Source organism: Herbaspirillum sp. WTB6, from assembly GCF_057457785.1.
In genome coordinates this window covers 2,169,169-2,196,064 of the sequence record NZ_CP176522.1, presented here as the reverse complement: position 1 = coordinate 2,196,064, position 26,896 = coordinate 2,169,169, and the positions used below count along the sequence as shown (strand labels likewise).

24 protein-coding genes and 2 pseudogenes are annotated in these 26,896 nt (G+C 58.7%); 9 read left to right on the top strand and 17 right to left on the bottom strand.

The genetic code is table 11. The features are described 5' to 3' along the window. Nucleotides 1–37 precede the first annotated feature (37 nt). A complete protein-coding gene (locus ACK2VC_RS10230; protein ID WP_486730239.1) occupies nucleotides 38–808 on the top strand; it encodes a hypothetical protein in 771 nt (256 codons plus the stop codon). A 362-nt stretch (nucleotides 809–1,170) separates the two neighbouring features. On the opposite strand, the gene ACK2VC_RS10225 is transcribed toward ACK2VC_RS10230, so the two are convergent. The 8 genes and pseudogenes from ACK2VC_RS10225 to ACK2VC_RS10190 all read right to left on the bottom strand — a co-directional run bounded on the left by ACK2VC_RS10225 (nucleotide 1,171) and on the right by ACK2VC_RS10190 (nucleotide 11,024). Beyond that, nucleotides 1,171–1,503: a hypothetical protein gene (locus ACK2VC_RS10225; RefSeq protein WP_486730238.1), complete on the bottom strand. Its 333-nt coding sequence runs from the start codon at nucleotides 1,501–1,503 to the stop codon at nucleotides 1,171–1,173. Next, nucleotides 1,490–1,748 (bottom strand): annotated as a pseudogene (locus ACK2VC_RS10220) (integrase core domain-containing protein); the annotation flags it as partial. The gene ACK2VC_RS10225 and the pseudogene ACK2VC_RS10220, both read right to left, overlap by 14 nt. Before the next feature lie 48 nt (nucleotides 1,749–1,796). After that, on the bottom strand, nucleotides 1,797–2,984 hold the full coding sequence (locus tag ACK2VC_RS10215) for a hypothetical protein (RefSeq protein ID WP_486730237.1): 1,188 nt from the start codon (nucleotides 2,982–2,984) through the stop codon (nucleotides 1,797–1,799). Between the two features lies 1 nt (nucleotide 2,985). Next, nucleotides 2,986–4,887 (bottom strand): ORC-CDC6 family AAA ATPase, encoded by a 1,902-nt coding sequence (locus ACK2VC_RS10210; RefSeq protein ID WP_486730236.1) that lies wholly within the window; start codon nucleotides 4,885–4,887, stop codon nucleotides 2,986–2,988. After that, entirely contained in the window at nucleotides 4,887–5,999 is a 1,113-nt protein-coding gene (locus tag ACK2VC_RS10205; RefSeq protein WP_486730235.1) for a phosphoribosyltransferase-like protein, read from the bottom strand. The genes ACK2VC_RS10210 and ACK2VC_RS10205 overlap by 1 nt, the downstream gene beginning before the upstream one ends. A gap of 12 nt (nucleotides 6,000–6,011) precedes the next feature. Then, nucleotides 6,012–7,952, bottom strand: coding sequence for an HAD-IIB family hydrolase (locus ACK2VC_RS10200; protein WP_486730234.1), 1,941 nt, complete (start codon nucleotides 7,950–7,952; stop codon nucleotides 6,012–6,014). An 18-nt stretch (nucleotides 7,953–7,970) separates the two neighbouring features. Continuing rightward, nucleotides 7,971–8,579: a riboflavin biosynthesis intermediates N-glycosidase gene (gene ybiA / locus ACK2VC_RS10195; protein WP_486730233.1), complete on the bottom strand. Its 609-nt coding sequence runs from the start codon at nucleotides 8,577–8,579 to the stop codon at nucleotides 7,971–7,973. Nucleotides 8,580–9,389: 810 nt separating this feature from the next. Beyond that, a complete protein-coding gene (locus tag ACK2VC_RS10190; protein WP_486730232.1) occupies nucleotides 9,390–11,024 on the bottom strand; it encodes a hypothetical protein in 1,635 nt (544 codons plus the stop codon). A gap of 299 nt (nucleotides 11,025–11,323) precedes the next feature. On the opposite strand from ACK2VC_RS10190, the pseudogene ACK2VC_RS10185 reads away from it, so the two are divergent. The 4 genes and pseudogenes from ACK2VC_RS10185 to ACK2VC_RS10170 form a co-directional block, all read left to right on the top strand. Beyond that, nucleotides 11,324–11,566: pseudogene (locus tag ACK2VC_RS10185) on the top strand (transposase); the annotation flags it as partial. A gap of 188 nt (nucleotides 11,567–11,754) precedes the next feature. After that, on the top strand, nucleotides 11,755–11,988 hold the full coding sequence (locus ACK2VC_RS10180; protein ID WP_486733313.1) for a hypothetical protein: 234 nt from the start codon (nucleotides 11,755–11,757) through the stop codon (nucleotides 11,986–11,988). A 19-nt stretch (nucleotides 11,989–12,007) separates the two neighbouring features. Beyond that, nucleotides 12,008–12,148, top strand: a complete 141-nt coding sequence (locus ACK2VC_RS10175; protein ID WP_486730231.1) for a hypothetical protein — start codon at nucleotides 12,008–12,010, stop codon at nucleotides 12,146–12,148. Nucleotides 12,149–12,214: 66 nt separating this feature from the next. Continuing rightward, nucleotides 12,215–12,562: a winged helix-turn-helix domain-containing protein gene (locus ACK2VC_RS10170; protein WP_486730230.1), complete on the top strand. Its 348-nt coding sequence runs from the start codon at nucleotides 12,215–12,217 to the stop codon at nucleotides 12,560–12,562. A gap of 21 nt (nucleotides 12,563–12,583) precedes the next feature. Here the strand turns inward: ACK2VC_RS10170 and modC are convergent, their stop codons facing one another. The 5 genes from modC to ACK2VC_RS10145 all read right to left on the bottom strand — a co-directional run bounded on the left by modC (nucleotide 12,584) and on the right by ACK2VC_RS10145 (nucleotide 18,922). Then, on the bottom strand, nucleotides 12,584–13,675 hold the full coding sequence (modC, locus tag ACK2VC_RS10165) for a molybdenum ABC transporter ATP-binding protein (protein ID WP_486730229.1): 1,092 nt from the start codon (nucleotides 13,673–13,675) through the stop codon (nucleotides 12,584–12,586). Nucleotides 13,676–13,687: 12 nt separating this feature from the next. Beyond that, the gene (gene modB / locus ACK2VC_RS10160; protein ID WP_486730228.1) at nucleotides 13,688–14,389 is read right to left on the bottom strand and encodes a molybdate ABC transporter permease subunit; all 702 of its coding nucleotides are present in this window, start codon (nucleotides 14,387–14,389) and stop codon (nucleotides 13,688–13,690) included. Between the two features lie 77 nt (nucleotides 14,390–14,466). After that, on the bottom strand, nucleotides 14,467–15,231 hold the full coding sequence (gene modA, locus ACK2VC_RS10155; RefSeq protein ID WP_486730226.1) for a molybdate ABC transporter substrate-binding protein: 765 nt from the start codon (nucleotides 15,229–15,231) through the stop codon (nucleotides 14,467–14,469). Nucleotides 15,232–15,655: 424 nt separating this feature from the next. Then, the gene (locus tag ACK2VC_RS10150; protein ID WP_486730225.1) at nucleotides 15,656–17,200 is read right to left on the bottom strand and encodes a B12-binding domain-containing radical SAM protein; all 1,545 of its coding nucleotides are present in this window, start codon (nucleotides 17,198–17,200) and stop codon (nucleotides 15,656–15,658) included. A 63-nt stretch (nucleotides 17,201–17,263) separates the two neighbouring features. Next, the gene (locus ACK2VC_RS10145) at nucleotides 17,264–18,922 is read right to left on the bottom strand and encodes a long-chain fatty acid--CoA ligase (RefSeq protein ID WP_486730224.1); all 1,659 of its coding nucleotides are present in this window, start codon (nucleotides 18,920–18,922) and stop codon (nucleotides 17,264–17,266) included. 206 nt (nucleotides 18,923–19,128) lie between these two features. On the opposite strand from ACK2VC_RS10145, the gene gstA reads away from it, so the two are divergent. Together gstA and ACK2VC_RS10135 are read left to right on the top strand one after the other, a co-directional pair. Beyond that, nucleotides 19,129–19,728: a glutathione transferase GstA gene (gene gstA, locus ACK2VC_RS10140; RefSeq protein ID WP_486730223.1), complete on the top strand. Its 600-nt coding sequence runs from the start codon at nucleotides 19,129–19,131 to the stop codon at nucleotides 19,726–19,728. Between the two features lie 215 nt (nucleotides 19,729–19,943). Next, nucleotides 19,944–20,513, top strand: coding sequence for a phasin family protein (locus ACK2VC_RS10135; RefSeq protein ID WP_486730222.1), 570 nt, complete (start codon nucleotides 19,944–19,946; stop codon nucleotides 20,511–20,513). A gap of 75 nt (nucleotides 20,514–20,588) precedes the next feature. On the opposite strand, the gene ACK2VC_RS10130 is transcribed toward ACK2VC_RS10135, so the two are convergent. Both ACK2VC_RS10130 and ACK2VC_RS10125 read right to left on the bottom strand, forming a co-directional pair. Continuing rightward, complete coding sequence (locus tag ACK2VC_RS10130) at nucleotides 20,589–21,677, bottom strand: lipid A deacylase LpxR family protein (RefSeq protein ID WP_486730221.1); 1,089 nt, start codon at nucleotides 21,675–21,677, stop codon at nucleotides 20,589–20,591. A 204-nt stretch (nucleotides 21,678–21,881) separates the two neighbouring features. Continuing rightward, entirely contained in the window at nucleotides 21,882–22,439 is a 558-nt protein-coding gene (locus tag ACK2VC_RS10125) for a hypothetical protein (protein ID WP_486730220.1), read from the bottom strand. A gap of 97 nt (nucleotides 22,440–22,536) precedes the next feature. Between ACK2VC_RS10125 and ACK2VC_RS10120 the strand changes: the two genes are divergently transcribed. Continuing rightward, nucleotides 22,537–22,896: a winged helix-turn-helix domain-containing protein gene (locus tag ACK2VC_RS10120; RefSeq protein WP_486730219.1), complete on the top strand. Its 360-nt coding sequence runs from the start codon at nucleotides 22,537–22,539 to the stop codon at nucleotides 22,894–22,896. 153 nt (nucleotides 22,897–23,049) lie between these two features. Here ACK2VC_RS10120 and ACK2VC_RS10115 read toward each other — a convergent pair whose 3' ends face one another. Together ACK2VC_RS10115 and ACK2VC_RS10110 are read right to left on the bottom strand one after the other, a co-directional pair. Next, on the bottom strand, nucleotides 23,050–24,180 hold the full coding sequence (locus tag ACK2VC_RS10115; protein WP_486730218.1) for a lytic polysaccharide monooxygenase: 1,131 nt from the start codon (nucleotides 24,178–24,180) through the stop codon (nucleotides 23,050–23,052). A 427-nt stretch (nucleotides 24,181–24,607) separates the two neighbouring features. Continuing rightward, nucleotides 24,608–25,177 carry a DNA-3-methyladenine glycosylase I gene (locus ACK2VC_RS10110; protein ID WP_486730217.1) on the bottom strand — a complete coding sequence of 190 codons (570 nt, stop codon included), beginning with the start codon at nucleotides 25,175–25,177 and terminating at the stop codon, nucleotides 24,608–24,610. Between the two features lie 102 nt (nucleotides 25,178–25,279). Here ACK2VC_RS10110 and ACK2VC_RS10105 point away from each other — a divergent pair, with 102 nt between their 5' ends. Further along, entirely contained in the window at nucleotides 25,280–26,542 is a 1,263-nt protein-coding gene (locus ACK2VC_RS10105; protein ID WP_486730216.1) for a TIGR03862 family flavoprotein, read from the top strand. Nucleotides 26,543–26,896: the final 354 nt, after the last annotated feature.

The following is a 26,896-nucleotide window of genomic DNA, read 5'->3' as shown; positions in this document are numbered from 1 at the left end:
TAATCTTATTTTCCGTACTCCAGATTTTTCACATCTCATGAACGTTGAACCACGCAAGCGAGGCCGTCCAGCCACCCATCCTGTGGATCGGCTCAGGACAAAGCTATGGTTCAGCGTACTTAAAGAGGTATCGGGCCTGTCTTCCGCTTATGCCATTGAAATGGAACTCGATGGTGAACTCGTGCGCAAACGTGCCACGGACGTGGCGCGCCCCAGAAAATGGGATAGGTACAGAACGGGGAAGAAGGTGCCAGACGATCAACGGGAAGCGCGCAATGCTGTCGACCAGGCGGAGGAACGATTTCCAGGAGCTGCGCGTTGGTTTCGCAGCCCGCTTTGGAGCTATTTAAAAAAAGAGTCATTCGATGCACGACAATTCGAGGACGCTCTACGGACACTGGAGCCAACCGTTGTCTCGCTGCTATTCGAGGCAAAACCGCGCGAACATGAAAAGGAACCGCGTCAGCGCCCTTTCGATGATGCCGCCGCCAAGCAACTGATCGCGCTCGGCAGCTTGGATTCACTGGTCGCGGCTGTGTTGCTGATAGGCATGTCGGAAGTAATTGCTTCGCCGGAGCTACGGGAACTGGCGTTGAACGTCTACGTGGAAATACAAGCACCGTTGCGACGAATGCCTATCTTGAAAGACATCTATCCTGAGTTGTTTTCTCGAATCGATTCGCACTGCAAACACTGGGTCTATCTTTCGCCGAATCAACGTATGGACATAGTAATCTTTTGGCAGGGAATGGCCGACGATGCAGAACGTCGCTCTTCTAAGGATGCAAAAGACATCGACCTCAACTGAACAGCAAATTCGAGCCGGCGGGCACGCCATACCGTTACTCCCAATTTTTGCCTCAGATACAGAAACCGAACGAAAGGTGGCTTGAAAACTCATTTCGCAACGGCGGTGGATTTCCGCGCGAATGCGGGCCTCATGAGGGGCCGGAATGACAAAACAGTCCGCTCATGGCGAGCTGCTAAAGAGACAGGGTGTATAGCGCTGCGGAACAACGTCTAGGTTAGTTAGTCCGCGCGGCATCAATGGGTCGTACGGCCAAGTTGCAGCCTTCTCCAAGCAGTGGAAGGTGAATTAGATAGGCCGACTCAAGGCGGCAAACAAAGGAACAATCAAGCTGGGCGTCGTATCTTGTGCTACGATCTATGTCAGATCCAGCCAATAATGGCGTATCTCAATAGGTCCAAGCTCTCCCTGACGATCATGATGAGACTTGTATCGTGAGTTCCGCTGCTCATTTCTACAGGAATCGGATGATCAGAAGTGCTCCATCCAGGCACTTTTGCTGCAACACGATCATCCACCCAGCCAATCACTTTTGACAACCATGAAGGAGCAGCTTGCTCTTGTACAAATCCAATCATCGCAGCTAGTGAGTGGCGAGATCCATGGTGCCCATCTTTGAATCGTTGAATCCCACCTGTAGTGGATTTCTCGGTGAAGACGTACTTAGTTTTCTCTCGGTCTTTATCCTTTGGCATAGACTGCGGCTAAATTACTCGCTGCAAATCTGTTCGGTGTCAGGTAGCCGAGCGAGTAGTGCGGTCGCTCGCCATTGTATTCCTGGCGCCAATCTTCGATCACTTGCCGCGCATGCCGCGTCGAGATAACCCAATGCTCATTCAGGCATTCCTCGCGGAACTTACCGTTGAAGCTCTCGGTGTAGGTATTATGCAGCGGCTTGCCAGGTTGGATGAAGCTCAGTTGCGCCCTTGCTGTAAGCCCATTCATCCAGCGTCTTGGCTTAGTCCCGCCGTGATCGGGTTCCTCCAGATCAGTTGCTCGCGAATGCGTCTCCAGTCAATAGCAGCGCGGAAATATCGGGTTTCGATGCACGAAGATTGTTCGGTTGCGCAATGTATCTTTTCGGCTCGGCTAGTGGAATAGCGACTTTATAGCCATTGTTGTCCTTGGCATATCTCATTTCAAAGCAAGCCAGGCCAGCCCCTACCGTGATTAGCTTACTTCCCAACGGAGTCACCACCAAACGGCAGTTCCCCAATACTTTTAAGCTTTGCTGATAGCGCTTCATTGCCCCAAGCAATTGGCGGTAGGCTTCAAACGGGTTCGATTCATGTACAAAAACGATATTAGAGGTCGGCGTTCTGCTGCTTTTGAATAGAGGCTCTTGATACTCCATCAAAAGATTGTCGCCTCTCCGCGGATTCTTCGAAGGATGCGGAATTACCGGACAAATTTCAGCATCTCCCGAAATTTCTGAGGAGGTCAGCACTTTGACCAACTGATTTGCCCTGTTCTCCCCGAGTATTGGGAACCATACGAGCGGCCAATCCTTAATTGACTCAGCATGGAATGCGCCGGCAAATCCCGGTAGTTGTACGAGCTCACTGCTGGGGTCTTCAGCTTTAATGTGCCCGTCCAGTTCCGCATCCTCGGCTACGAGTACCTGGAAGTTGATTCCATTGGCAAATAGCGGGTACGGCTTGTCAGCGGCAATCGTCGTATCCGGAACAAGTTTCCAAAGTAGGCTCGTTAGAAGCGCTAAATAGGCGACCCTCGGAAGAGAGCTGACGTCGAGGACAATGTCCGTTTGCCCATCCACAAACTTCAGTACCTTTTGCGCACCCACTCGAAGTGCATTACTAGATGTGACCTCTTCGCCATCATCGCCAAGCTGACCGCTTCCGATCGTGATGGTCTCAGCAGTCCCCAGCCGTGAGAAGATCGCCTCCAATTGCTTTGCGTTTTCTTCTGTCAGGTCCTTGATATCTTCGTCCAATTCATAACCTGAAAACCCTACAAGTAGCAATTTCGCCTCATCGACGCGGTTTCCACTAGTAATCAATGAAGATACATACTCCTGCATGACGGCTTGAGCACGAACGTCGAAGCCTCGACCCGCGATATACAGTATCTTGAGCGGGCGAGAGCCATGGGTCCGCTCCCATAGCTCGTTTACGGCGTTGCTACCGCGGCGGAAAACGTAGTGGTCCCAAAGCATATTAAGCCTCTGACAGGTCTAGTTTTGATGGGGTAAGTCGGCGCTCCATCCACTTGATGAGTTCACCAGCGGAAACGTCCTGCCATCCGCCCAATTGCAATGGGAGCTCGTGCATGGCACATAACGTTCGATTTAGATAAAAAATAGTGCCGCTGTCTCGGTTAGTGCTGGCTGAGCTTTCTTTTGGCACCAAGAGATTTTCGGCTGCGCACTCTGCGAGCACCTTAGCCAAGCGGTTTCCTGGCTCTCCCAGAGGTCGATCTTTACGGGTCAGTTTATCCAGCTCACTCTTTGAGAGCCTCACACCAGTTACACCCGGCGCATAAGGTGCGTTGGGCAAGTAGGTTTTTTCTCTACAAAAAATGGCTATCGATTCGAGTAGGCGTTGAGCCCGTTGGCCCTCTGTATGACTCTTTGGGATGAAGTCCCATTTTTTACGTGCCGCTTCTTTGATTAGCCGCTCTTGTTCTTCGGGGGAAAGAATTATCTCTGGCTTACGCAGGATTTGCCTTGACTGCAAACCCTCATACAAAGGTGCAGCCAGGAAGAGCAATTCTTCAACATTGTTGGTCGCCATCACGCAGAGACGGTCGAGCCCGAAGTAGTAGGGAATTTTAAGTTCCAAGTGCATAAACAATTCTGCAGCTGCACGCACTTGTGAGTTTTCCCTGTCTTCGAGTTCTTCAGCAGAAAGAGCCAAATCAAGTGACATCTGCTTCTTCGCCTCATCCCGGATCAACAATATACGTGTCGTATAAAGCTCAAGAACGGTGTCGATGGATACGTCAGAAGCAATTTTTTCTGCTTTGGCGAGCCATTCACTGTAGCGCACGTTGTTCTTCCGCTTTTCAACCGATATTCGAAACTGTTCGATACCGGCGGCTGCTTCCTTTTTTAACGACTCGACGACAAGTTCGTTTTTCAGGCAATTGGCGAAGAACCTAGATGCAACCACGTCTTGGTTGCTCATCCGGCGATCAAGAATATTTTGCGCGTAAGAAGAGAACTGTTTGGCAGTCCAAATGTTGTCGAGATCGATTTGGTCCACGTCGCGTCCGTCCCGGCCTCCTTGGGACAGTACCTCCTCCCCCAGAGCAATTTTGCGTTCTGCCAGCCAGATCGGGAACATTGGGCGAAGTACGATTAGCTCATCGATCAGCAGGTTTCGTTGCTTGCGGCGAAGGCGGTGAAGATCGTCCACCATCAACATTCTTTTGGGCGCAACCTCACTACCATCATAAGTGAAGGTGGCAAATTGAAGCCAAAGCACGCTTTCGAAGCGCTCATGGCGTGGTCCTGGATCACCATCGAGCGAGAAGGTATCGAGCTGGGCATATACATTCTGCTCGTATCGTTCTGCCCAATCCACTAGCTCTTTTGCGGTTCCGGCTGAAGGTATATATTTAAGAGTTTCGCCCGTCGGCGGCGCGTACTTCACCTGAATTTTATCTAGGTGTTCGGAGCCTACCCCAATGAGTAGGGTTAAGCTGCGCAACGACCGGAGGACTACCCGGCAATCGAGCAAAGCCCTAAACAGGCCTTCGTGTTGATTTTCGTCCGGCGGCAAGTCGGCATATCCCGCTGCACAAGACAATACAATTCCTAAGAATGACGGTGCTTCATCATTAGTTAGTACTTGGTGTCCTACTAAACTTTGAAACGATTCGTTGAGTTCAGGTGAGCGACGGGCATTCCAAAACGCTCTCAGCGCAAGTGGCGTGAAAGCTCGCAGAAGTGTTGTTTTTCCAGCCCCAGGGGCGCTGCGAAGGATATGGACTCCTCCCTTAAGTGCGTTCTCTTCTAATTTCTCAAGAATTTTTGGAGAAAAAAGGCGAACGAAATCGTGGTCGGAGGCCGTCCGTTCGGACATTCGCTCTAAAAAAGGATTCGACTGATAAGCCATTAGAATTCTCTGTGTCGGCTAATTCTCGGGAACAGTCCGGAGAACTGCATGTCCTCTGGTCCCCAGAGAATGAAGATGGAATTGTTAGGTGTGTTATGCGATAGGACCAATGGTAGCGCGCAATTCGCGAATCCCATTCGCGGGTCATCTGTGCCGCCTTTTTTGAAATGCTCGTCCGCAGCTCGTTGATCCGAATAGCGTGCGTTTCCTAGTAAGGCTGTTACATCATTGTTGCTGTTCTTCAGGAGCGAGTTTTCCGGTTCAATGATGCATAGCACCTTGACCTGTAACGGCTTATAGCCCTTCTCGGATGTAAAACGCTCAGCCCAGTATTCGATGTGATCTATCGCTTGGCGGGTTGCGACATATAGCAGCAAGAAAACCTCGTAATGCTGCGGGTCAATCAAATCGCCCTTCTTCAAAAGGCGTTCGTATATTTTCGGAATTTTCCCTTTGAATCGTTGGTCCTTGCTATCGAAGCGTACGTACGTATTCCCACTCCCGGAAAAGTCATCAAGCAGCCAGATGAGATTAAATCTAGGTTGCTCGACGACTTTCTTTGTCTTTTTTTCGAGCGCCTTTTTTAGCTCTCCAATCATATCGCCCGCTTTTTCTTCCCCCAGCTCATACGCTTGCCAGATTTGTTCGTTGCTTATCTCTCCATAGCTGGCCCGCCTAAGTTCATTTGTCCTAGCTCCATCGCTTAGCCCAAGGTAAAGAGATTTCAAGCCCAAATCGGTGAATCGAGGATGTTTCGAGATTTGGACAACCTTGTGCGACCCAACATTGAATTCCTCAGCTACCAAGCGAATTCGTTCCTGGACTATCAAGTCTGGGTAAGCAGTCGTTACCAGATGAGACATTTCTGCGTCCGAGAAGAAGACCAACCGACGTCTCACGAAATTCAAAGCGTGCTCACGATCAGCGACGTCGAATTGATTGATCCATAAAGCCAGGCTTTCAATGAAGCGCTTGCCAGGAGCGAACCGCTGGTAATGGTCATACTTGTAGTCTGCCAGCAATTGAAGTGGAAGCAGTACTTTTGAGACTTCATTGACCTCATCCCAGTTCATCACATGCGCGAGCAATCGCGCAGCGTTCTGGTCCTGCATGTTTGCCTCCCCCTAATCGAGCTTTACTTTGCAGCGTCCGCCATCTATAGTTTTAAGTCGTTCCAAATACCAGATCGTTGCGCTTACGTCTCTTTTATAAGCAGGTGCCAGCTTCCAGCCTCGATCTAGCCTTCTCGTTGGCTCGTCCACGCTCAGCGAGTATCGGTGCTCCAGCAAGGCAGCATCATTTCCTGGCCATGCGCCCTGGTCACCCATCGTTAGAACCTCATAGGGCTCGATTTTCGACATGTTAACGATGTGAGCTATCAGCCTGGCCTTACTTACGCCAGTTGCCAACACATCAATGGAGTGTTTGCTGCGAACCATCGTAGAAAGGTCGAGACCTGCTTGTCGAAGCACATCGCCAACAACGAACCACATAGAATCCGTAAGCAGCCCCTCCCTAAAGCGAATGCTAACCTGGTAGGGGTGCGTCGTTCGAACCGTGTCGATTGGGACGCCAAGTTCCCTGAGCCGATTCACGATCCGCGTTACGTGGCTAAGGAATTCGCTCGTCTGCTCGCTAACTGTAGGCGAGACAGTGGCGTCTGCTATCCAACCGCAGTTGTACAAGCCAAGCTGAATTTTGCTCAAGACTTCCTCTGGCAATTCCTCTTTGAGCTTTTCTTGAACTGAGCCTCCACGTCCTGAAGCGATGCCCACCACGATCCCGGCCCTCACGAGCCGTTCGAGGTGCATGAGAATTTCGTTTGAAGGGGGGTGATCAGCCCGCTGGGAGCTACATAGCGTTCCGTCGTAGTCAAATACGATTGCTCGAAACTCCCGTTGCCCGATGTCCTTTTCGAACTCAAGGCGCGCTCGACGCATTGATGGATGATTGAGTTCGGACGGCCATTTTGCACCGAGAACCTCATACTTTGACTTTTCGCTCTCTCCCTCATGCTTAGCTGGAGTGGGAATTACTGACGGCAAATCTACATAGTAGAGATCACGACCAAATTGTGGGACGCTCGGACGCCCGATGTCTTGATTTTGAACATTGGCGATGTTCGATACGAAATGCATTTGAGCAATCAGGCCGGTGATCAAGTCTCGCGGGCTTGATCCTTGCAGTGGCATGGTCAATGTAGGTACTTCACTCGGGAAAAGCGCCTTCATACGGCTCCACAGATCGCCGAGTGACGGCTCAGTTAGCGCCAATATTGCACACTCCTGTGGCCTATTTGCCAACCACAGATGGCGTCCATGCGCATATGAGCGTAGGTCAGCAAACTGTACATGCAAGAGTGCCGCTTCAGAAAGCCTCGACTCAAGATCGATGGCAATAGGTTTGAGAAGTGGCGAATAGATGACCGTCAAGGCGCCCCGTGCGCTGGCCTGTTCAGCAAAAGGCTTGGCTTTTTTTACCCATTCATCGACGCTCTCATCACCGATTTTTAATTCGCTAAAATCAGTTGGAAGGTCGCTGGTAGTGCGGTCTAGTTCCGTATATGCCCGCGCGATCAGCGCCGCATCTAGCAGAAGACTATTCGTCGCAAGGTAGCCGTCCTTATCTACGAGGGTGAATACGTGGGCGGTCACATCATTGTGGTCTGCCACGCGTGACATGAGCAGGCTTTCTTTGCGATTGGTCAGAACATGCAACCTCCGTGAACTGTGATGGCTTGCTCGTTGTAGCGCCTCACAAATGTCAGGGTTCTTGCCCTCGGCAGATATTAGGAATACGGGGCTAGATGAAGCCAGCGTCGGGTTACATATGATTTCCAGCGGCGTCGACGCACGTGAAACGCGTCCCGTGTAGGTTTCATGAAGGTGGCAAAGCAACGAAGCGGTCGTAAATGAGCCACCCGAACCAACACCGATGAGACTGGATTCGCTTGCGCTTTGGATCGCAGACTTAAGTTTATTAACGTCTGCTACTGAAGCATTCAGCGCAGCTCGATACGTTTCAGCGAGCTGCGCCAGTTCCTTTTCGTAATGGGTAGTCGTCATAAATATGAGTATGCCACCTCATGCTGCGAGTGCGAACTCCCGCTCGACGGCCGACTTACTCTTGGCCTTTCCAGCCTTGACCGTAGAGCCAGCTTTGGGTTTTTGATTTTCCTTCGCTTTTCGAAGCTCCTCCCTAACCTCCATTAGCAAGACCCCCAGCATATTCTTCCCCTTGCCGTTGACCTCGCCCCAGGTCCTATTCACGAGATTATCCGTAGTCCCCGCTTCTACTAACCGAGCATTTCCTGTCTCAAGCAGCAATTGCTTCAGGTGTTCATGTTGAGTGAATTTTGCGCGCAGAACATCACGCATCCGGTCGAATTTGATCTTCGACCAATTTGGAACGATGTCCCACGTATAGAGACCGTGGGCAGCCATCGCTACCAGCGAGGGGGTTGGGGCACTCAATATCCATTCACGAACTGCCTCCTTGCTGGCCTTGCCCGCTTGATAGGCGTGTTCCGAGGTCGGGTATTCCCTGCCTTCGAAGACTACCGGCGTCCGATGCAGGTTGCTAAAGACACCATAAGGCTTTTCGTTTGAACGGTAGAAACGAATTTCTTCGACGTTTTCCGTTTTTGCCGGTGTTACTGCGGCCTTTGGTTTTGCAACGGTCTTTGTTTTCATGACGTAGGCTCCTGCTTGCTGGACTGAGGGGGCTCGATACCAATGGACTCACCGTGCTTTAGCAACAGTATTTCGACCAAGCTCGTGACACTGCGGCGCTCCCGCTTCGCGGCGAGCTCGGCAATAACCTTTATCTGCGGTTCAACGCGCAAGGTCATCACGGCTGTCTTCAACTTTGGCTTTCCCTTTGGCATACATGAAATATATAGTATTAATACTTAAAAGCACAGTTATTTGCGCATAATGTGTACTGCATTTTTAAGTACGTTAGAGGAAGATCCTATTCCACTTTTCCATCGAACCCTCCGGAGTTGGGGGCGGAGCCCCCCTTGAGACAAGAATGACGACCCGTGCCCAAATATTTGATGCTCCAAGGGCGGACTAATACTGCATTTGTGAAAAAAAATGCCGCTCAAAACGAGCGGCATCTGTTGTAAGTTGTTGATATAATTACATTTTATGCATCAGTGAGATCATGGCGGAACGTGATGAACAAAAAGCCCCGCAAGAGGCTTTTTGTTTATGCATGCATTGGCGAAAAGTAACGAATGTTTTGATGCATACGGGTCCTGCTGACTGACAGCGTCAAATAGCCTCCGGTACGGTGGTCGCTTCGTTCCGACCCACAGTCACTGGAGGCTAATACCCTATCTGGGGGGGAATCACCCTCTCTCCGCCAGTTGTGCAAAAACCCGCATCGCGACACGCTTTGCGGGTTTTTTTCTGCCGGACGGATAACCTGTCTCCGGTTCATTTTTGTGGGGCCGGTGGGATGAACGCACCGGCAATCCATGTCAGCTGCCTGGTTTGTCAGAGCTTTCCGATCGGTTGCATTTCCAGCCAGGCCGTGCCTTCCACCGGTTCACCATTCAGCGTGCCGGTCACGTTGCCCAGGCCTTCGTAGACGAATCTTCCACGCACATTCGCCTCCTGCTCGTCCCAGGCCATTTTGACGTGCAGATGGGTTGGGTACTCGCCGGCCAGATCGATCTTGAACTCGGTGTAATAGCTCAGCTTGGATTGTGGACTGGTCCAAATCTTGTCAGTCAGCGGGGTTATCTTGATATCCTGCAGATTCCAACGGTATTTCGGCTCCAGGACCCCATTGGCGTTTTTCGGCGCGTCGTGGGTAAACAGGGAACTGATCGGGTAGGTTCCAACCGGGGTTCCGACCGTGGTCGTCATGAGGGCTTTCTTTTGCTTGGGGAATTGCATGATGAAGAAAGACCAGGTGGCGTCTTTGATGATGTCCGCGGTAGAGTCTTCGAAGGTCTGATAGACGACATCCATCCACAGCAGGCCACCGGTGCCTGACGAAATGACTGCGTTGTTGCGCTTGATCGAGTAGGTCAGGACTTTCAGGAAGGGCGCCGAATAGTAATAAGATCCTTGGCCGGTCATCGGATCCTGGGTGTTCTTCAGATATTTTTCCAGTGAACCGCCGTAGTTTTCCATCACGGATTTTCTCTGTGCCGGATACAGCCAGTTCGGAACGAAAGCGTTGGGACCAAAGCCCTCGTTGACGAAACCCATGCTGTCTTCCACCAGTACCGAGGTTTCCAGCAAGCCGCCTTCGTTGTCCTGGTTGGTAGAGACGATTTCGTAGCGGGCGCCCGGCTGGCCAAAAGTGCCCGAGACAATCCGGGCTTGGGTGGTGTTTTGAGGGGTGACCGATCCAGCGGGATTGCTCTCGGTCACGCGGAAGTTCCAGGGCTGTTCGAGCGTGATCCAGTTGTCGCGGTAAGAGAGGTCGAAGGTTCCGCCCAGCAGGATGCGCTTCAAATCCGGGTTGCTGACCCCTGTCCCGACCATGATGAGAGGCAGTCTTGTATTATCGGCCTCCGGGAACTGTTTGTTCAATCGTTGGACCAGGCTGAAATAGGCCTGCTTGGGTTGCCCCTCTTCCCCCAGGTAGCCAAAAAAGCAGTAAGCCTGCAGGGAAATTCCGGGCTGGTCGAAAGACAGGAACTTTTCCAGTCCGGCCGGGTTTTGGGTTTGGGTCAGATTGAGGTTGTCGGCGTAGTACAGGCTGCCCATACCGAGCGTCGTCACGCTGATCTGATTGGGGCCGGCCGCGACCTGGACTGCCTGACTGGTGGTCCCCAGCAGGGCGCCCTTCGAATTGAAGGCGGAACTGCGGATGCGATACGCGCCCGTCTGCCGGACGGGAAAGTCAACCTGGACGGTATCACTGTCAGCAGAAACATCGACCTTGAGAAGATCCAGAGGTTTCCCCTGGTCGTCGAGCAGTTCGACCTGGAACCAGCTGATTCCACCAAGCAGCTGGATGGATTGATGCCAATCGGCGGTAGGGGTTGGATTTTTAGACAGCTGCACCCGCAGATTGGCTGCGTAATCGCTATGACCCGAAGAACATGCAGTCATCACAAAGGCCACAAAGAGAACGGCGGCGGCCAGGAATTTTTTGCAATTTGAATCGAACATCAAAATCCCATTGATAAAATTGATTGGCGGACACGTTGTTTATAGCATCTCTCTTGCCCCTAGTCTGTAGGAAAGACGCTGTCGATCAGCACAGTGGAAGCACAGTTGAAAGTTTGGGAAGCGAAAGAACGAATGGGGGCATGGTAGTCATGTGGTGGCAGTCAGCGCTGCCCAACGCCAAGTGGCAACGGCGTGTCCGGTGCCACTTGGGAAGTTTTGTTTCATCGAACTGACCTGCTCCCCTCACCCCGTGCCGCCAAAAAATAGAGCAATCCGTCAAATCAAGGAGAATGACGGTTATGAAGAAAAGCAGATACAGCGAAGAGCAAATCATTGGTTTTTTGAAACAGGCTGATGCCGGGGTTCCGATCAGGGAACTGTGCCGTTAAAGCGGTTTTTCAGAAGCCACGTTTTACAAATGGCGTGCCAAGTTCGGCGGTATGGACGTCTCGGGCGCCCGCCTGCTGAGAGAACTGGAGCATGAGGATGCTCGGCTCAAAAAACTGCTGGCAGAAGCTCACGTCGACATGGCGGCTTTGAAAGGCGTCTTCAGGGTAGGGCGCTCATACGCCTCTCTTGTCGGAATATGCGCTTTGAGTTCTGTATGGGACTCGGAAATGCATAACAATGGTGTTTTCACGATACTTGAAAAAAGTAGCGATTTTTCATGGAGCGTGAGGCTGCGCGGAATAAGTAATGTCTCATTGAGATGTAAGATCCTTCATGAACCATGGCGCCGCTTTTCATCTTCAATGAGACCTTACACATGGCGAACCAACCAGAAGAAGAGATGGCGATTTCGCGGCGCAAACTGCTGTTGGCCGGCGACGCCCCCGGCATCGGCCGGATCGGCATTGGCGCCGCCACCGTTGCCGTCGCGGCCGACTTCTACCGCCCGCAAAAGCTGATCGACGGCGTGCTGACGACGCAAACCGACCAGCTGTTTCAGCAGCGCTCCAATTGATGCCGAACCGGACCACAGCATGACACCCGCCCTGCGCTCTCGCCTGCTGCCCCTGCTACTTGGCGCTGCCTTTGCCGCGCTGCTGGCGCTGCTTTTTTTGGCCTATTTGCAGCCCGACTTCGTGCTCGATCTGGCCAACCGCATCTATCTCTGCTTCTAGCCGCCGGAAGATGTACATCATGCTGACCGAACTGGCTCGCACCACCAACCACTGGTGTCGGCAGCGATGAGCGCCGACGTGCGCTTCCGGCTGCGCATCCGGCGCGCCGGCGAGATCGTGATCGGCCCTGGCAAGATCGAGCTGCTGGAAGCGATCGACAGCGCCGGCTCGATCGCGGCGGCGGCGCGCGCGCAAAACATGTCGTACCGCCGCGCCTGGCTCCTGATCGATGAAATGAACCGCGGCTTGCGCGAACCGGTGATCGAAGCCCGGAGCGGCGGCGCCCACGGCGGCGGCGCGCTGCTGACGGCCACCGCGCACGACATCATCCGCCGCTATCGCGCGATCGAGCAATTGGCGCAGCGGGCCGCCGCCGCCGAACTGGCGGCGCTGACCCGGCTATTGAAGGATTGATGCGGCGAACCTGCATGAGCCTCAGCCAGACTGGCCGACGCTGCGCCGGTCCAGCGACACCGCCTTGATCAGCGCAAACACGGTCTGCCCCGGCGCCAATTGCAGCAGATGTGCCGAGCGGCGCGTGATGCGCGCGATCAGGAACACCGAGCCGACCTGGATGCGCGCCTCGACGATCGGCCCCGACTCTGCCGTCAACTCCAGCAGCCGCCCTTCCAGCACGTTCAACAGGCTGACATTCTGCGGGCGCGTGGTGGCCAGCGAAATGTCGCGCGCGCGGATGCGCACCCGTACCCGTGCGCCGGGCGCGACATCGATCTGCGGCATCTGCAACTGGCCGCCGTCGAAAGCCAGCGTGGTCAGCTCAAACTCGGGGTCGTGCCGCAGCACTTCGGATTCGATCAGGGCGCCGGCTTCGTAGCGTCCGGTGTGCGGCCGCAAATCGAGCCGGCCCATCACGTCATGCACGTCGCCGGCAGCGATCATCTTGCCGGCCGACAGCAGCACCAGCAGATCGGCGATGCGCGTGACTTCCGGCACCGAATGGCTGACGAACACGATCGGAATGTGCAACTGGTCGCGCAGCAGCTCGATATAGGTCAGGATTTCGTGGCGGCGCTCCATGTCGAGCGAAGCCAGCGGCTCGTCCATCAGCAGGATGCGCGGATTGGCCAAGAGCGCGCGGCCGATCGCGACCCGCTGCTTTTCGCCGCCCGACAACAGCGCCGGCCGCCGCGCCAGCAAATGGCCGAGGCCCAGCAATTCGATCACGCGCGCGGCATCGATCGGCGCGCCGCCGGCCCGATGGAAGCGTGCTCCATACAGCAGGTTGCGCTCGACCGAGAGGTGCGGAAACAGCAGCGCATCCTGGAACACGTAGCCGATGCGGCGCTGCTCCGGCGGCAGGTCGATGCCGGCCGCGCCGTCGAACAGCACGTGGCCATCGATTTCGATATGGCCGCGGTCCGGCCGCGTGATGCCGGCCAGGCAATTCACCAGGCTGGTCTTGCCGGAGCCGGAGCGGCCGAACAGCGCCACCACCGGCGCCGCCGTCTCGAATACGGCCTCCAACTGAAAGGCGCCCAGCCGCTTGCTGACCTCGATCTTGAGCATGGCCGCCGTCCCCTACAGCAGCGGGTTGCCAAAGGCGCGCCGGTAGCGCCGCGCCAGCCATTCGGAGCCGCCCAGCGCGGCTACCGACAGCAGCACCGCGAACAGCGACAGGCGCAGGGCCTGCCAGTCGCCGCCCGGCGTTTCCGTCAGCGCGAAAATGGCCAACGGCAAGGTCTCGGTTTCGCCCGGAATGTTGGAGACGAAAGTGATGGTGGCGCCAAACTCGCCCAGGCTGCGCGCGAACGACAGCAGCACGCCGCTGGCGATGCCGGGCAGCGCCAGCGGCAGGGTGATGCTCCACAGCACGTGCCAGCGGCTGGCCCCCAGCGTGCGCGCCGCGGTTTCCAGCCGGCGGTCGATGCCGGCCAGCGACAGCCGAATCGCCCGCACCATCAGCGGGAAGCCCATAATGGCTGCCGCCAGCGCGGCGCCGGTCCAGCGGAATGCGAACACGATGCCGAACCAGTCATGCAGCCAGGCGCCAAGCGCGCCCTGCTTGCCGAACAGCAGCAGCAGCGCAAAGCCGATCACCACCGGCGGCAGCACCAGCGGCAGATGCACCAGCACATCGAGCGCGGTCTTGCCGGGAAATTCGCTACGCGCCAGCAAATAGGCGACGCCAAACGCGATTGGCAGACTGGCGCCGACGCCGACCAGGGAGACGCGCAGGCTCAACAGGATGATGCCGGTTTCGGCACTGGTTAGTCCGATCATCGGATTTGATTGGTTGGGCTAGAAATCGGATTGCCGGCGCACGCCGGACTGGATGCCTGCGCTGCCATTCTGCGGCGTCAGTCAAGCACGGTAAAGCCGAATTTTTTCCACGGCGCCGCCGCGCTCCACAGGTAAGCGGCGAAGCGCTGCGCCGCCAGCGCGCTGGCGCCCGACTGCACATGCGCCGTCAGCGCCAGCGGATAGACGATCGGCTGGTGGCTAGCGGCCGGGAAGGTGTCGACGATGCGCACCTTCGGCTCGGCCAGCGCGTCGGTGCGGTAGACGATCCCGTAGGGGGCTTCGCCGCGCGCCACCAGCACCAGCGCCGAGCGCACGCTGATCCCGCGCGCCACCTGTTTTTCCAGCGCCGGCCAGACGCCGAGCGCCTGCAGCGCCGCCTTGCCGTATTTGCCGGCCGGGACCGTATCCGGATTGGCCATCGCCAGCTTGCCATTTCCCAGATGCGCCGCCAGCGCAAAGTTGGGCCCGATCTTCAGCGTGCCGGTGCTGGCGGCGGGCGCGATCAAGACCAACTGGTTGCCGAGCAGGTTCTTGCGCGTGGCGGGGTCGATCAGCTTGCGCTCGGCCAGATAATCCATCCAGTCGAGGTCGGCCGAGATGATCAGATCGGCCGGCGCGCCGTTTTCGATCTGGCGCGCCAGTGCCGAGCTGGCGGCGTAGGAAACGGTGATCTTGTCGCCCGCTTGCCGGCTGTATGCGGCGGCCACGGCATCCAGCGCCTCCTTCAGACTGGCGGCGGCGAACACCGTGACGTCGGCGGCGCCGGCGGCGCGGCACAGCAGCAGGAACGGCAACAGCGCGAGGACGAGGATTTTTTTCATCGGAAGCGGCAGCGGAACCGCAAGAGTGGGGTCAGCGTGATATCCGTCAGAATATCACGATGATCTTCCGGCCCGGTAACCACCGACTGCGCGGCGCACTGGGCCGAGCCGTCACTGGCACATACTCCATACATAAGCAGTGTTTTTCGCCTATATAAAGTCCGTTTATGCTGCATACTCATCAAATCTGGTTCTGTCGCCGTTTGCTGTTGAGCACCCTCGGACAACGGAGTTAGTGGGATCAGACTCCAAACCACGCGGGTTTTGGCGCTGCTGCGCTTGACCCTGGTTTGACTACGCCTTGCTTGGCGTCCGCCTGAATTTCAGCAGCTAACTGCGGCATAGCCGAAAACCATGGTTTGACGCAACGCCGCCCGCGATTTTTCGTGCGCCGTTGCCACTGGCGGCGCAAGCGCTGGTTAGCCTAATCGACTTCGGCCGCATTCCGGCGGCGCGCCTGGCGCGGTGGCAAGGCTTGCGGCCCCAGCTTGCCGGCGGCTGCGGCGGATTTCACGGGCGCCGGCGGCCGACTGGCGCGCCCGGCCTGGTCGCTGGCCAGCAGCGCGCCGGCGTGCTCGGCATCGACATCCTGGGTTTGCAGCCATTGCAGCAGCAGCGCCGCCAAGCGCTCCAGCGCAATCCGGTGAGTGGCGTCGGTCGTCAGGTAGAGCCAGTCGGACAAGGCCATGAAGCGCGCGAATGGCGCCGCGCCCAGGATCAGCGGCAGGGTGTTGGCAAAGCGGCCGGAATTGGCGATCAGGTCCCAGTAGCGCGCAAAGCGCACCAGCCGCTGCATGGCGGCAAAGTCGATGCGGTCGGTGGCCAGGATCGCGTACGGCGGATGGGGGTCGAACACCAGCCCGAACGCTGCGGTGTGGCGGATGATCGGCGTGCCGCGCAGGCGCTTCAGGATGCCGAACTGGATTTCGTGCGGACCCAGCTCCCACAGGCGGTCAAAGCCGCGCGCGAAGCTCGCGACGTCCTCGCCCGGCAGGCCGGCGATCAGGTCGACGTGCAAGTGGGCGTTGGAGTGCTGCACCAGCCAGCGGATGTTGGCGGCCGCCTTATCGTTGTCCTGACGCCGGCTGACCAGCGCCTGCACTTCCGGGTTGAAGCTCTGGATGCCGATCTCGAACTGCAGCGCGCCAGGCGGAAATTGCCGGATCGAATCCTTCAGCGCGTCCGGCAAATGGTCCGGCACCAGCTCGAAGTGCAAGAACAGCGGATCGTCCGGGGCGGCGGCCAGCTTGTCGAGGAAGAACTGCATGATCTTCAGGCTGGTCTTGACGTTCAGGTTGAAGGTGCGGTCGACGAACTTGAACAGCCGCGCGCCGCGCGCATAGAGCGCGTCGAGCTCGGCCAGGAAGCGCTCCAGCGGGAACGGCCAGGCGGTCTTGTCGAGTGACGACAGGCAGAATTCGCATTTGAACGGACAGCCGCGCGAGGCTTCGACGTATAGCGTGCGATGCGCGAGGTCCTCGTCGCTATAGAGCGAATAGGGCAAGGCGATCTCCTCCAGCGGCGGCTGCACGCCGGCGTGGATCTTCATCAGCGGCTTGGGGCCGTGCAGGATCTGCCGGCACAGTTGCGGGAAAGTGAGGTCGCCCCAGCCGGTGACCAGGTAGTCAGCCAGTTGCACGATGCTCTGCTCGCCCGGCTCATGCGAGACTTCGGGCCCGCCCAGCACGATCACCACCTCGGGCGCAACGCGCTTGATCATCGCCACCACTTTCGCGGTTTCCTCGGCATTCCAGATGTAGACGCCGAAGCCTATCACCAGCTTGCCGCCGGCGTCGGCCGGCGGCCGGTGCGCCAGCAGCTTTTCGACGATGTCGGCGGTCTTGACGCCGATCACGAATTCAACCAGCCGTGTGCGCTCGCGCAGTTCGCCCATGTTGGCCAGCAGGTAGCGCAGGCCGAGCGAAGCGTGCGCATAGCGCGCATTCAGGGTGGACAGCAGGATGGTCATGGGCGCGCCAGGAAGAAATGAAAACCGGGCCGGCCATTCTACGGCATGGCGCCGCGCTCCGGCTCAGGACGCCAGTTCCTTCTCCTGCAGCGCGCGCCACATCACCTTGCCGGTGGCTGACTTCGGCAGCGCGGCGACGAATTCGACCAGGCGCGGCACCTTGTAGGCGGCCATCCGTTCATGCGCCCAGGCGATGATCTCGTCGGCGTCCACCGCGCTGCCGGCGCGGGCGACGATCACCGCCTTCACCGTCTCGCCGCGATAGGCGTCGCGCGCGGCGATGATGCAGCACTCCTGGATCGCCGGGTGCTGGTACATCATCGACTCGACTTCGGCCGGCCACACCTTGAAGCCGCTGGCGTTGATCATCCGTTTCAGGCGGTCGATGAAATAGAAATAGCCGTCGGCGTCGACGTAGCCGAGGTCGCCGCTGCGGAAGAAGCGCTTGCCGTCGCGCTCAAAAAAGGCTTCGGCGGTCTTTTGCGGATCGTTCCAGTAGCCTTCGAACACCTGCGGGCCGCGGATCACGATTTCGCCGACCTCGCCTGCCGCCAGCGGCTCCAGCGTGGCCGGATCGACCACCAGCGCTTCGGTGTTGCAGATCGGAATGCCCAGGCATTGCTGGCGCAAGCCCTGCGGCGGATTGGTGTGCGACGGCGCCATGGTTTCCGACAGACCATAGCCCTCCATGTATTGCAGCCCGGTCAGCTCCAGCAGCTTTTGTGCGATCGCGACCGGCATCGCGGCGCCGCCGCCGCCGATGCGGCGCAGGCTCGACAGATCGTATTCGGCCAGGCGCGGATTCGACAGGAAATCGATCAGCATGGTCGGGATGTTGGTCCAGCCGGTGACCCGGTAGCGCGTGATCAACTGGCCGGCAGCGTCGTGGTTCCAGCGCGGCAGAATGACGATCGTGGCGCCGCAGTAGATCACCGCGTTCATGCTGCCCTGCATGCCGGTGACGTGGAAGAACGGTAGCACCGCCAGCGCCACCTGGTCCGGCACCGCCGGCCCGGCCCAGTGGGCGCCGGCCACCGCAGTAAACATGACCGAGCGATGGGTGTGCACGCAGCCCTTCGGCGCGCCGGTGGTGCCCGAGGTGTACGGCATGCAGGCCAGATCGTCCGGGCCGGCCTGGTGCGGGCGCGGCGCGTGCCGCGCCGCCAGCGCCTGGTGCCAGGCGACCACGCCCAATTGGGCCGGCAGCGCGCGCGGCGCGGCGACGAAATCCGGCAGTGGCAGATCGGTCGGCGCGGTCAGGTAATCGGAGTAGGTGGCCACCACCGCATGCGCCAGGCCGCCTTCGCCCATCAGCGGCGCCAGCCGCGCAAACACTTCCTGCGCCGCGATCGCGACCTTGGCGCCGCTGTCCTCGACGTAGTGGCGCAATTCCTCGGTCATCAGCATCGGATTGACCGGCACCACCATCGCGTCGGCACGCAGGATCGCGTAATAGGCGATCACGAATTGCGGGCTGTTCTGCAGATCCAGCAGCACCCGGTCGCCGCGCTGCACGCCGCAGGCCTGCTGCAGGTAGCCGGCCAGCGCCTCGACTTCGGCCAGCAGTTGCCGGTAAGTCAATACCGAGTCGTAGAACACGGTCGCTCGCTGCTCCGGGTAGCGGCGCGCGCTGATCTCGAGGTTGGTGAAGACGCTGGTGGCGGGCGCGGTCAACTGCCGCGGCATGCCCGCCGGCCAACTCGGAGGATGGGTGATGGTCATCTCTGCGCCTATTCCGATGAATGAATGCCGGGCCGAATCATTATAGGCAGGCGGCGCCCTGCGCGTAACCGACTGCGGTGCGATGCTCTGCAGCATCTTGAGCGCTGCGCTACCATGCACGCGGCAAGCCGCCGACGCGCGCCACCGCCGGCAAGTCGCCGGCAGCCCGATGCGCGCCTTACCCTCCTCGTGAAAGACCAACCAATATGAAACTGTATTTTTCCCCCGGCGCCTGCTCGCTGTCGCCGCATATCGTGCTGCGCGAAGCCGGCCTCGCATTCGAGCTGGTGAAAACCGACCTGCGCAGCAAGCAGACTGCCGGCGACGCCGACTACACCGGCATCAACCCGAAAGGCTCGGTACCGGCGCTGGAGCTGGCCGATGGCCAGGTGTTGACCGAGGGTCCGGCGATCGTCCAATACCTGGCCGACCTGGCGCCGGAAAAACAACTGGCGCCGACCGCCGGCAGCCTGCCGCGCTACCGGCTGATGGAGTGGCTGAATTTCATTTCCAGCGAAGTGCACAAGGGCTTCTCCCCGCTGTTCAACCCGGCCATGCCGGAAGATGCCAAGAAACTCACCATCGAACGCCTGATTTCGCGCATCGACTATATCGAGACGCAACTGCAGCCGGGTGCCCACCTGCTGGGTCCGCAATTCACGGTGGCGGACGCCTACCTGTTCGTGGTGCTGCGCTGGAGCGCCTATTTCGACATCGGCTTATCGCGCTGGCCGGCGATCGCCGCCTGGTTTGCCCGCGTCGAGCAGCGCCCGGCGGTACAAGCCGCGCTGGCGGCCGAAAAATAGCGGCGGCATGGCGCGGATCCCGGCCTGGCCTGATTCCCTGGAGAAACAAGGGCTTGGCGGCATTCTGGCGGCAGCAAAAGTTTTCATAAAATAAATTGGTGCGTCGCACAAAAATATGTTGACATCCACTTGGATTGGTCTACAATCGCTTTTGTTGCGGCGCACCAAACGGGTTTGCCGCCAGAAATGTCACTCATTTCAATTTAGGAGAAACCATGTTTGCCACCGTACCGGAACAGTTTTCCGCCGCCACCAAAGCCAACTTCGAATCGCAACTGGCGATGTTGAATGCCTTGACCACCAAGGCCTTTGAAAGCGTAGAAAAAGTCATCGAATTGAACATCAACGCCACCCGCGCCTCGCTCGAAGAAACCTCGGAAGCCGCGCGCAAGCTGCTGGCCGCCAAGGATGCGCAGGAATTCTTTTCGCTGAGCGCCGCGCAAACCCAGCCGACCGCTGAAAAAGCGCTGGCCTATGGCCGTCATCTGGCCGGCATCGCCTCCAGCACCCAGGCTGAATTCGCCAAGGCTGCCGAAACCCAGGTCGCCGAAGCCACGCGCAAGGTCAGCGCGCTGGTCGACGAAGTCACCAAGAACGCCCCGGCCGGTTCGGAAAACGCGATCGCGATGTTCAAGGCAATGCTGGGCAATGCCAGCGCCGGCTACGAGCACCTGACGCGCAGCACCAAGCAGGCGATCGACACCCTGGAAGCGAACCTGGCCAGCGCCACCAGCCAGTTCGTGCAGCCGGCGGAAAAAGCCGCCCCGCGCGCCGCCCGCAAGTAAGCGCCTCGGCGTTTCCCCCGAAACGGGCCGCGCTGCGGCCCGTTTTCATTGCGCCCGCCGCCCAGCGGCGGCGCTTCAATATTCCAGGCTGAGCGTCAGCGAGCCGTAGCCGTGGCGGCTGGGTTGGCCCTCAAACTCCTTGCTGCGGATGTATTGCGCATAGCTGAGCTTGCCGCCCGGCCATTGCCAGGACAGGCCGAGCGCGGCATCGCCCACCAGATGCTTTTTCGGCACGCTGTGGCTGCCGCCAAAGGTATTGCCGTCGAGGAAAATATCGCGCGCCACCGCCCGCGCGTCGAGCGCCAGGAACACGTGCATGCCATTGCTGCTCAGGCGCCGCATCTGGTTGCTTTCCAGCGGCGCGTTGCTGTCGGCGCCGGGACGGATCGGCGCCGTGCCGAAATCGTCCGGCACATGGCCGAGCCGCAATTCCACCCCGCCGTTCAAATACGTCTTGACGTTGCCGAGGCTGGCACCGTAGTGGGTGATCACGTCGAACTGCGGGCCGGTCGGGTTGGCGCTGATGAACACCTTGTTCTTGCGTTCACGCACGATCTGAACCCCGAGCTCGTTGTGCAACTGGTTGTCCCACCCCTGGAAGCGCTCGAAGCCGCGCACCCGGTGCACGAAATCCTGCGCCTGCTTGGCCAGCGAAGCCGGGCCGACCACGCCGAGGTCGATCTCGGTGGTATCCATCTGGCGCGCATTGCGGGCGTTGTAGGCGAGGCCGAGATACAGCCAGCCGGCATATGGGCGGTCTTCCTGGATCAGGTCGCGCCGATGCAGATCGGTCGGCGTATACATCGCCTGGCCCACCGTCACCACCATGTTGCGCGACTCGTAGCCGCCCGGCTTCAGCACTTCCGAAATCCGGTTCAGTTGCCGCACCCAAGGCGGCAGGCAGGGGTCGCTGACATAGTCGCTCAGGTTCGACGAGACCCACGAAAGCTTCATGCCGTTGGTGTAATTGTTGTCGCTGCCGGCGAACAGGTCGTTTTCGTAATAGAAGTTGTAGACGCCGGGATAGGCGCGAATCGCCTGCACTCCGGGCTCGCGCGCGCAAGCGCCGGCGGCCACCGGCTCGGCCGCCACCGCCAGCGGCGCCCAGCCGAGCGCGGCCGCGAGCAGTATCAGGGAATGGAAAACGCGGCGGCAGTTTGGCATCGACAATTGGCGGGCCGGGCCGGGCAGCTTGGACGGCAGCCGGCGTCACTCCGGGAGAAAACCAGAATAGATGGAGTATATGAAAAAATGCCGGCGTTTTCGCTTATAAACATTGCTGGTATAAAAAATACTGATCACAGTACCGGTGCGCCCTGATACCGTTGGAGCCGTGAAAGCCGGTCCAGCGGCCATTCTACCGTAGCGTCAGCGCCTCCCGCCGGCACGCCGGCGCAACCAGCCCAGCGCCAGTTTGACCGCATACACCACCAGCAGGCTACCCAGCAAGTCGCCGATGAACATCACCGCCAAGCCGGCCGGCAAGCCATCCGTAATTCCACGCAGCCAGAACCCGAGGTGAAACAGCAGCGAATTGGCGAACGCGTACAGCACGATCAGCGCCAGCAGGCGGCGGCCGCTCAGGTTGGCCAGCGACGGGCGCAGGCCACACCAGCGCTGGGCCACCAGATACGCCAGATATGGCGCGGCGGCGGAACTGGCGGCGCCAACCATGGCGCGGCCGAAATCGCCGGGAAAATAATAGAAAAACGCGGTCAGCCCGGACGCCAACAGGATGCCAAGCGCGCCAACCCCGCCGAACAGCAGCGTGCACAGCAGGCGCACGCCGGCCGGCAGGTAGACCCAGTTGATGCCGCGCACGAATTCGGCCCGCCCAAACAGCCACTCGTTGAGCGCGAACGCCAGCAGGAACAACAGCATGGAGGCCGCCAGCAACAGCAGATTGAACCGCAAGCGCTGCATCATGGTTAAATTTCCGCGATCAAAAGTGTGAAACCAGGCGACTTCTTTCCCGATTGCATGTTAGATTACCCGCGCTGTCCATTTGAGCCGCTTTACCGCAATGAAAACCTCCAAACGCCCTGCCGAGATCTATCTGCGTTTCCTGCAACTAGCCGACGCCTTGCGCGACTTGCCGTCGCTGCCGTCGCTGGACCCGCTGGAAGAGCGCATCCTGACGCTGGTGGCGCGTGCCGGCCAGGAACAGCAGCGGCTGTCGGTGCGCGACATGATGGCGCAGCAGGCGCTCGGCTCACCGGCGACGCTGCACAACCGGCTCAAGTCGATGCGCGAAAAAGGCTGGATCATGCTGGCCGACACCGAAGACAGCCGGCGCAAGCAGATCACCCTGACCCAGGCCGCGCTGCTGCATTTCGACAAGCTGTCCAAGTGCCTGCTGCAGGCCGCCAGCGACGGCCGCTAGGAAGCCTGCCCTTTCCGCCAACCGACAATCAGAGACGCGGATTCAATTCGCCCAACGATCGGGCTGATTCCACCCTTTGCATGGTGAAAGGAAAAATCCGCCCGGTGCCGGCAGCGGATCATCCTGTTCAGAAAAATTTGATCCGATAGCCGATCAAAGCGGTTTCCACAAGGCGGGCGTGGTGGATGGGGTCCATCCTGCGCCGACCCATGCGGTATGCGGCTGCAGGCAACTATATTTCTTGCCCATATAACTCACTACCTGACCAAGTTTGTAGGTTGGCCCTTCCTTCCATTCATCGCCGGCAACCGGCGGCACCACGTCACCCTCGCCTTTTTTCAAGTCAATGTTGTAGGTATAGCCCTGGTAACTGTCGTTGAGATAAACGTTGTTGGAAGTCGCGCTTCTTTCCGGAACGATGGTGACGTTTTTATCCGTCTGCTTGATGACGCCGATCCGCATCGAGGGCGATTCCGCATTGACTTTCATGCCCAGTTCATACGGCCAATTGCTTGCCATGCCGGCAGTCGCATCCAGGCTGACGGTGTGTTTTTCCGCATCGCGGCCTTGAGCGTCGAACACGCGCAAGGTGGCGGTACTCTTGGCCGGCAAATTTTCATGCGCAGTCACGCGGCCCAGCTCTTTCCACGGATTATTCAGCGGCGGGTCCACCGGCGTGCCGCCGTTGCCGGCGAACTTCACATCGGAACAGGAATAAAACGCTTCCTCGCTATCGGAGCGCTTCCAGACGTTAAAAATAATGTGCTCGCCGGTTTTATTCGCCGGCAATTTCACCGTCATCTTGTAGCGGCCATCCACCAGCGGCGGAGTGCCATGCACCACTGCGAATTCTTCCAGGTCGGACCAGGTCAGCGCCGCATTTCTATTCCAGCCATTCTTGGTGACATAGAACTTGAAATACTTGGTGGCGTGCGGCGCGGTGGCACGATAGACGAATTCAAAATTGCCGCGGCTATCGGGAACGATATTGGTGGAAACCCAATCGGTACGGCCCAAATCATAGCCCCGATGTTTGCTATTGCCGCCGGAGCACAGCATGCCATTCGCGACGACCGATTGATGATTGTCGCCGGGCGGATTTTGACTAATGGCATTCCAGTCATAGGCAGCCTGAGTGCCGCCAATGTTCTTGGCTTCCTTGCAGGCGGCGGACCTAGGGTTCTCGGCACCTTCGTTATAGCAGTTGAGAACGCGGTTCACCGGCACTTCCATAGTGCCGTGAGCAAAGGACAGCACAGGAACAGAGGCCAATGCCAGCAGCATGTACCCAGCAGATTCTATATGTCGCATGTAATCCCTAATCAGTTAAATTAAAGTGACGTGAATCCATGGAGTCCTCCGAACTAAGAATTAAAGGAGGCGTTACTCCAACCGGCGCAAGTATCTTAAAAGCAGGAGGGAGCGGCTATTGTGGTTTTTACTGATAAAAAGCCAACAATGCCCGTAAACACTAAGGTAACGGGACTATTAGATGAATCCCTCTATGAGTTCGGCGGCAAGGCTGAGTCCGGGATCAAGAGCGCGTTCGGAAGAGCACGGCCCATCACCCGGACACACTCCAGAGCAGTGACATGAGCGCTGATAAAACGCTGAGCGAAATCGCGCGGCCATACGAAATCCACCCGCGCCTGGTAGCTGAATGGCAGCCGTCATGGCCGGAGCGGGCGACCGCTGCCGGTAATCGATTTTCTTAGCCGGCGGAGGCCCGATGGCAGCCGGCCAGGTGATCGTCCACCATGCCGATCGCCTGCATGTAGGCATACACGATGGTGGGGCCGACAAACTTGAAACCGCGCCGCGCCAAATCTTTCGACAGCCGCTCCGACAGCGCGGTTTTCGCCGGCACCTCGGCCATGCTGCGCCAGCCGTTGCGAATCGGCACTCCGTCCACGTAAGCCCACAGGAACGCATCCAACCCACCTTCTTCCGCGCGCAGGCGCAGCGTGGCCTGGGCATTGGCGATCGTTGCCGCCACTTTCAGGCGATTGCGCACGATGCCGGGATCGGCCAGCAGCGCCGCCACCTTGGCGGCGTCGTAGCGGGCGATTTTTTCCGCGTCCCAGCCGTCGAATACGCACCGGTAGTGCGCGCGCTTGTTGAGGATGGTTTCCCAGGAAAGGCCAGCCTGCGCGCCTTCCAGGTTCAGCATTTCAAACAGCCGGGTTTCGTCGTGGCAGGGCACGCCCCATTCGCGGTCGTGATATTCGAGATACAGCGGATTGGCCGGATTGGCCCAACTGCAGCGCAGCAAGGAAGTCATGGCAGGCGGAATATGCGTAAAATTGCGGCCCCGGCCGCGCAAGTTCCAGTATACGGCCAGCCGGCATGGTTTCATCCCTTCCCATTCTCGCCAGCGCCCGCCATGACCGCTTCCGCTCCACAGCCAGCCACCCGCGTCGCCGTCATCGGCGGCGGCCCGGCCGGGCTGATGGCGGCGCAAACGCTGGCCGCGGCCGGGATCGGCGTCGACCTGTACGACGCCATGCCCTCGGTCGGGCGCAAGTTCCTCCTGGCCGGCAAGGGCGGCATGAACCTGACCCATGCCGAACCGGCGCCGGCCTTCCTCGCCCGCTACGGCGCGCACGCGGCGCAGGTCGGGCCGTGGCTGGACGCCTTCGCGCCGACCGCACTACGCGACTGGGCGCACGGGCTCGGGATCGACACCTTCGTCGGCAGTTCGGGCCGCGTGTTCCCGACCGACATGAAGGCGGCGCCGCTGCTGCGCGCCTGGCTGCAGCGCCTGCGCGCGGCCGGCGTGCAATTCCACATGCGCCATCGCTGGCTCGGCTGGGACGCCGCCGACGGCAGGCGCGGCCTGCGCTTCGCCACGCCCGACGGCGAACGCACGCTGGGCGCCGACGCCGTGCTGCTGGCGCTGGGCGGCGGCAGTTGGGCGCGGCTCGGCTCCGACGGCGCCTGGCTGTCGCTGCTGGCGCAACGCGGCATCGCGGTGGCGCCGCTGCAGCCGGCCAACTGCGGCTTCGAAGTCGGCTGGAGTGCGCATTTTTCCGCACGCTTCGCCGGTCAGCCACTGAAATCGGTGATGGCCGGGTTCACCGACATCGCCGGCATCGCCCACCGCCGCCCCGGCGAATTGATGATCACCGCCGGCGGCGTCGAAGGCAGCCTGATCTACGCCTGGTCGGCCATGCTGCGCGACGCCATCGCCGCGCGCGGCAGCGCCGAGCTGCGGCTTGACCTGGCGCCGGCGCGCGAACTGCCGTGGCTGATCGAACAACTGGCGCACCCGCGCGGCTCGCGCTCGCTGTCCAGCCATTTGCAAAGCCGGCTCGGCCTGTCCCCGCTGAAGACCGGCCTGCTGCGCGAACTGGTGGCCGCCGACGACTTCCGCGACCCGGCGCGCCTGGCCGCCGCGATCAAGGCGCTGCCGCTGCGCCTGATCGCGCCGCGCCCGCTCGACGAAGCGATCAGCAGCGCTGGCGGCGTGCGGTTCGAGGCGCTCGACGCGCGCCTGATGCTGCGCGAGTTGCCCGGCGTGTTTTGCGCCGGCGAAATGCTGGACTGGGAAGCGCCCACCGGCGGCTATCTCTTGACCGCCTGCTTCGCCAGCGGCCGCTGGGCCGCGCAAGGCGCGCTGGCCTGGCTGGCGGAAACCGGGCACTAATCAATTCGCTGGGGTATGCGTGAAAAGCTCTCGCATAACGCCGGAATCAAGCTGCTCTTACGATGAGTATTTCAAGAATTATCCACCCTGGCTCAAAACCGGGCGGCCTTGTGTCATCATGGCAACTTGATATAGTGATGACATAAAGCAAATTTATTCGCGCTGACTCTTACTGAATCGGCGTTACGCGTTTGCGGCAATCTGGACGGCCTAAGTATCCGCACTAGGACTCCTTAGAGAACTGATGAATAAAATCAGTATGTTTCGCGCATTAAGGATGCGCTATCCACCTGCTCAATTGGATACATGCCTGTAAAGGTGTATATCAAACGTCAGGCGGCATGAAACACCGCG

Excerpts from the sequence above, each read along its gene's own strand:
- ACK2VC_RS10230 (WP_486730239.1), top strand. The coding sequence starts at position 38 with ATGAACGTTGAACCACGCAAGCGAGGCCGTCCAGCCACCCATCCTGTG.
- ACK2VC_RS10225 (WP_486730238.1), bottom strand. The coding sequence starts at position 1,503 with ATGCCAAAGGATAAAGACCGAGAGAAAACTAAGTACGTCTTCACCGAG.
- ACK2VC_RS10215 (WP_486730237.1), bottom strand. The coding sequence starts at position 2,984 with ATGCTTTGGGACCACTACGTTTTCCGCCGCGGTAGCAACGCCGTAAAC.
- ACK2VC_RS10210 (WP_486730236.1), bottom strand. The coding sequence starts at position 4,887 with ATGGCTTATCAGTCGAATCCTTTTTTAGAGCGAATGTCCGAACGGACG.
- ACK2VC_RS10205 (WP_486730235.1), bottom strand. The coding sequence starts at position 5,999 with ATGCAGGACCAGAACGCTGCGCGATTGCTCGCGCATGTGATGAACTGG.
- ACK2VC_RS10200 (WP_486730234.1), bottom strand. The coding sequence starts at position 7,952 with ATGACGACTACCCATTACGAAAAGGAACTGGCGCAGCTCGCTGAAACG.
- ybiA (WP_486730233.1), bottom strand. The coding sequence starts at position 8,579 with ATGAAAACAAAGACCGTTGCAAAACCAAAGGCCGCAGTAACACCGGCA.
- ACK2VC_RS10190 (WP_486730232.1), bottom strand. The coding sequence starts at position 11,024 with ATGTTCGATTCAAATTGCAAAAAATTCCTGGCCGCCGCCGTTCTCTTT.
- ACK2VC_RS10180 (WP_486733313.1), top strand. The coding sequence starts at position 11,755 with ATGGCGCCGCTTTTCATCTTCAATGAGACCTTACACATGGCGAACCAA.
- ACK2VC_RS10175 (WP_486730231.1), top strand. The coding sequence starts at position 12,008 with ATGACACCCGCCCTGCGCTCTCGCCTGCTGCCCCTGCTACTTGGCGCT.
- ACK2VC_RS10170 (WP_486730230.1), top strand. The coding sequence starts at position 12,215 with ATGAGCGCCGACGTGCGCTTCCGGCTGCGCATCCGGCGCGCCGGCGAG.
- modC (WP_486730229.1), bottom strand. The coding sequence starts at position 13,675 with ATGCTCAAGATCGAGGTCAGCAAGCGGCTGGGCGCCTTTCAGTTGGAG.
- modB (WP_486730228.1), bottom strand. The coding sequence starts at position 14,389 with ATGATCGGACTAACCAGTGCCGAAACCGGCATCATCCTGTTGAGCCTG.
- modA (WP_486730226.1), bottom strand. The coding sequence starts at position 15,231 with ATGAAAAAAATCCTCGTCCTCGCGCTGTTGCCGTTCCTGCTGCTGTGC.
- ACK2VC_RS10150 (WP_486730225.1), bottom strand. The coding sequence starts at position 17,200 with ATGACCATCCTGCTGTCCACCCTGAATGCGCGCTATGCGCACGCTTCG.
- ACK2VC_RS10145 (WP_486730224.1), bottom strand. The coding sequence starts at position 18,922 with ATGACCATCACCCATCCTCCGAGTTGGCCGGCGGGCATGCCGCGGCAG.
- gstA (WP_486730223.1), top strand. The coding sequence starts at position 19,129 with ATGAAACTGTATTTTTCCCCCGGCGCCTGCTCGCTGTCGCCGCATATC.
- ACK2VC_RS10135 (WP_486730222.1), top strand. The coding sequence starts at position 19,944 with ATGTTTGCCACCGTACCGGAACAGTTTTCCGCCGCCACCAAAGCCAAC.
- ACK2VC_RS10130 (WP_486730221.1), bottom strand. The coding sequence starts at position 21,677 with ATGCCAAACTGCCGCCGCGTTTTCCATTCCCTGATACTGCTCGCGGCC.
- ACK2VC_RS10125 (WP_486730220.1), bottom strand. The coding sequence starts at position 22,439 with ATGATGCAGCGCTTGCGGTTCAATCTGCTGTTGCTGGCGGCCTCCATG.
- ACK2VC_RS10120 (WP_486730219.1), top strand. The coding sequence starts at position 22,537 with ATGAAAACCTCCAAACGCCCTGCCGAGATCTATCTGCGTTTCCTGCAA.
- ACK2VC_RS10115 (WP_486730218.1), bottom strand. The coding sequence starts at position 24,180 with ATGCTGCTGGCATTGGCCTCTGTTCCTGTGCTGTCCTTTGCTCACGGC.
- ACK2VC_RS10110 (WP_486730217.1), bottom strand. The coding sequence starts at position 25,177 with ATGACTTCCTTGCTGCGCTGCAGTTGGGCCAATCCGGCCAATCCGCTG.
- ACK2VC_RS10105 (WP_486730216.1), top strand. The coding sequence starts at position 25,280 with ATGACCGCTTCCGCTCCACAGCCAGCCACCCGCGTCGCCGTCATCGGC.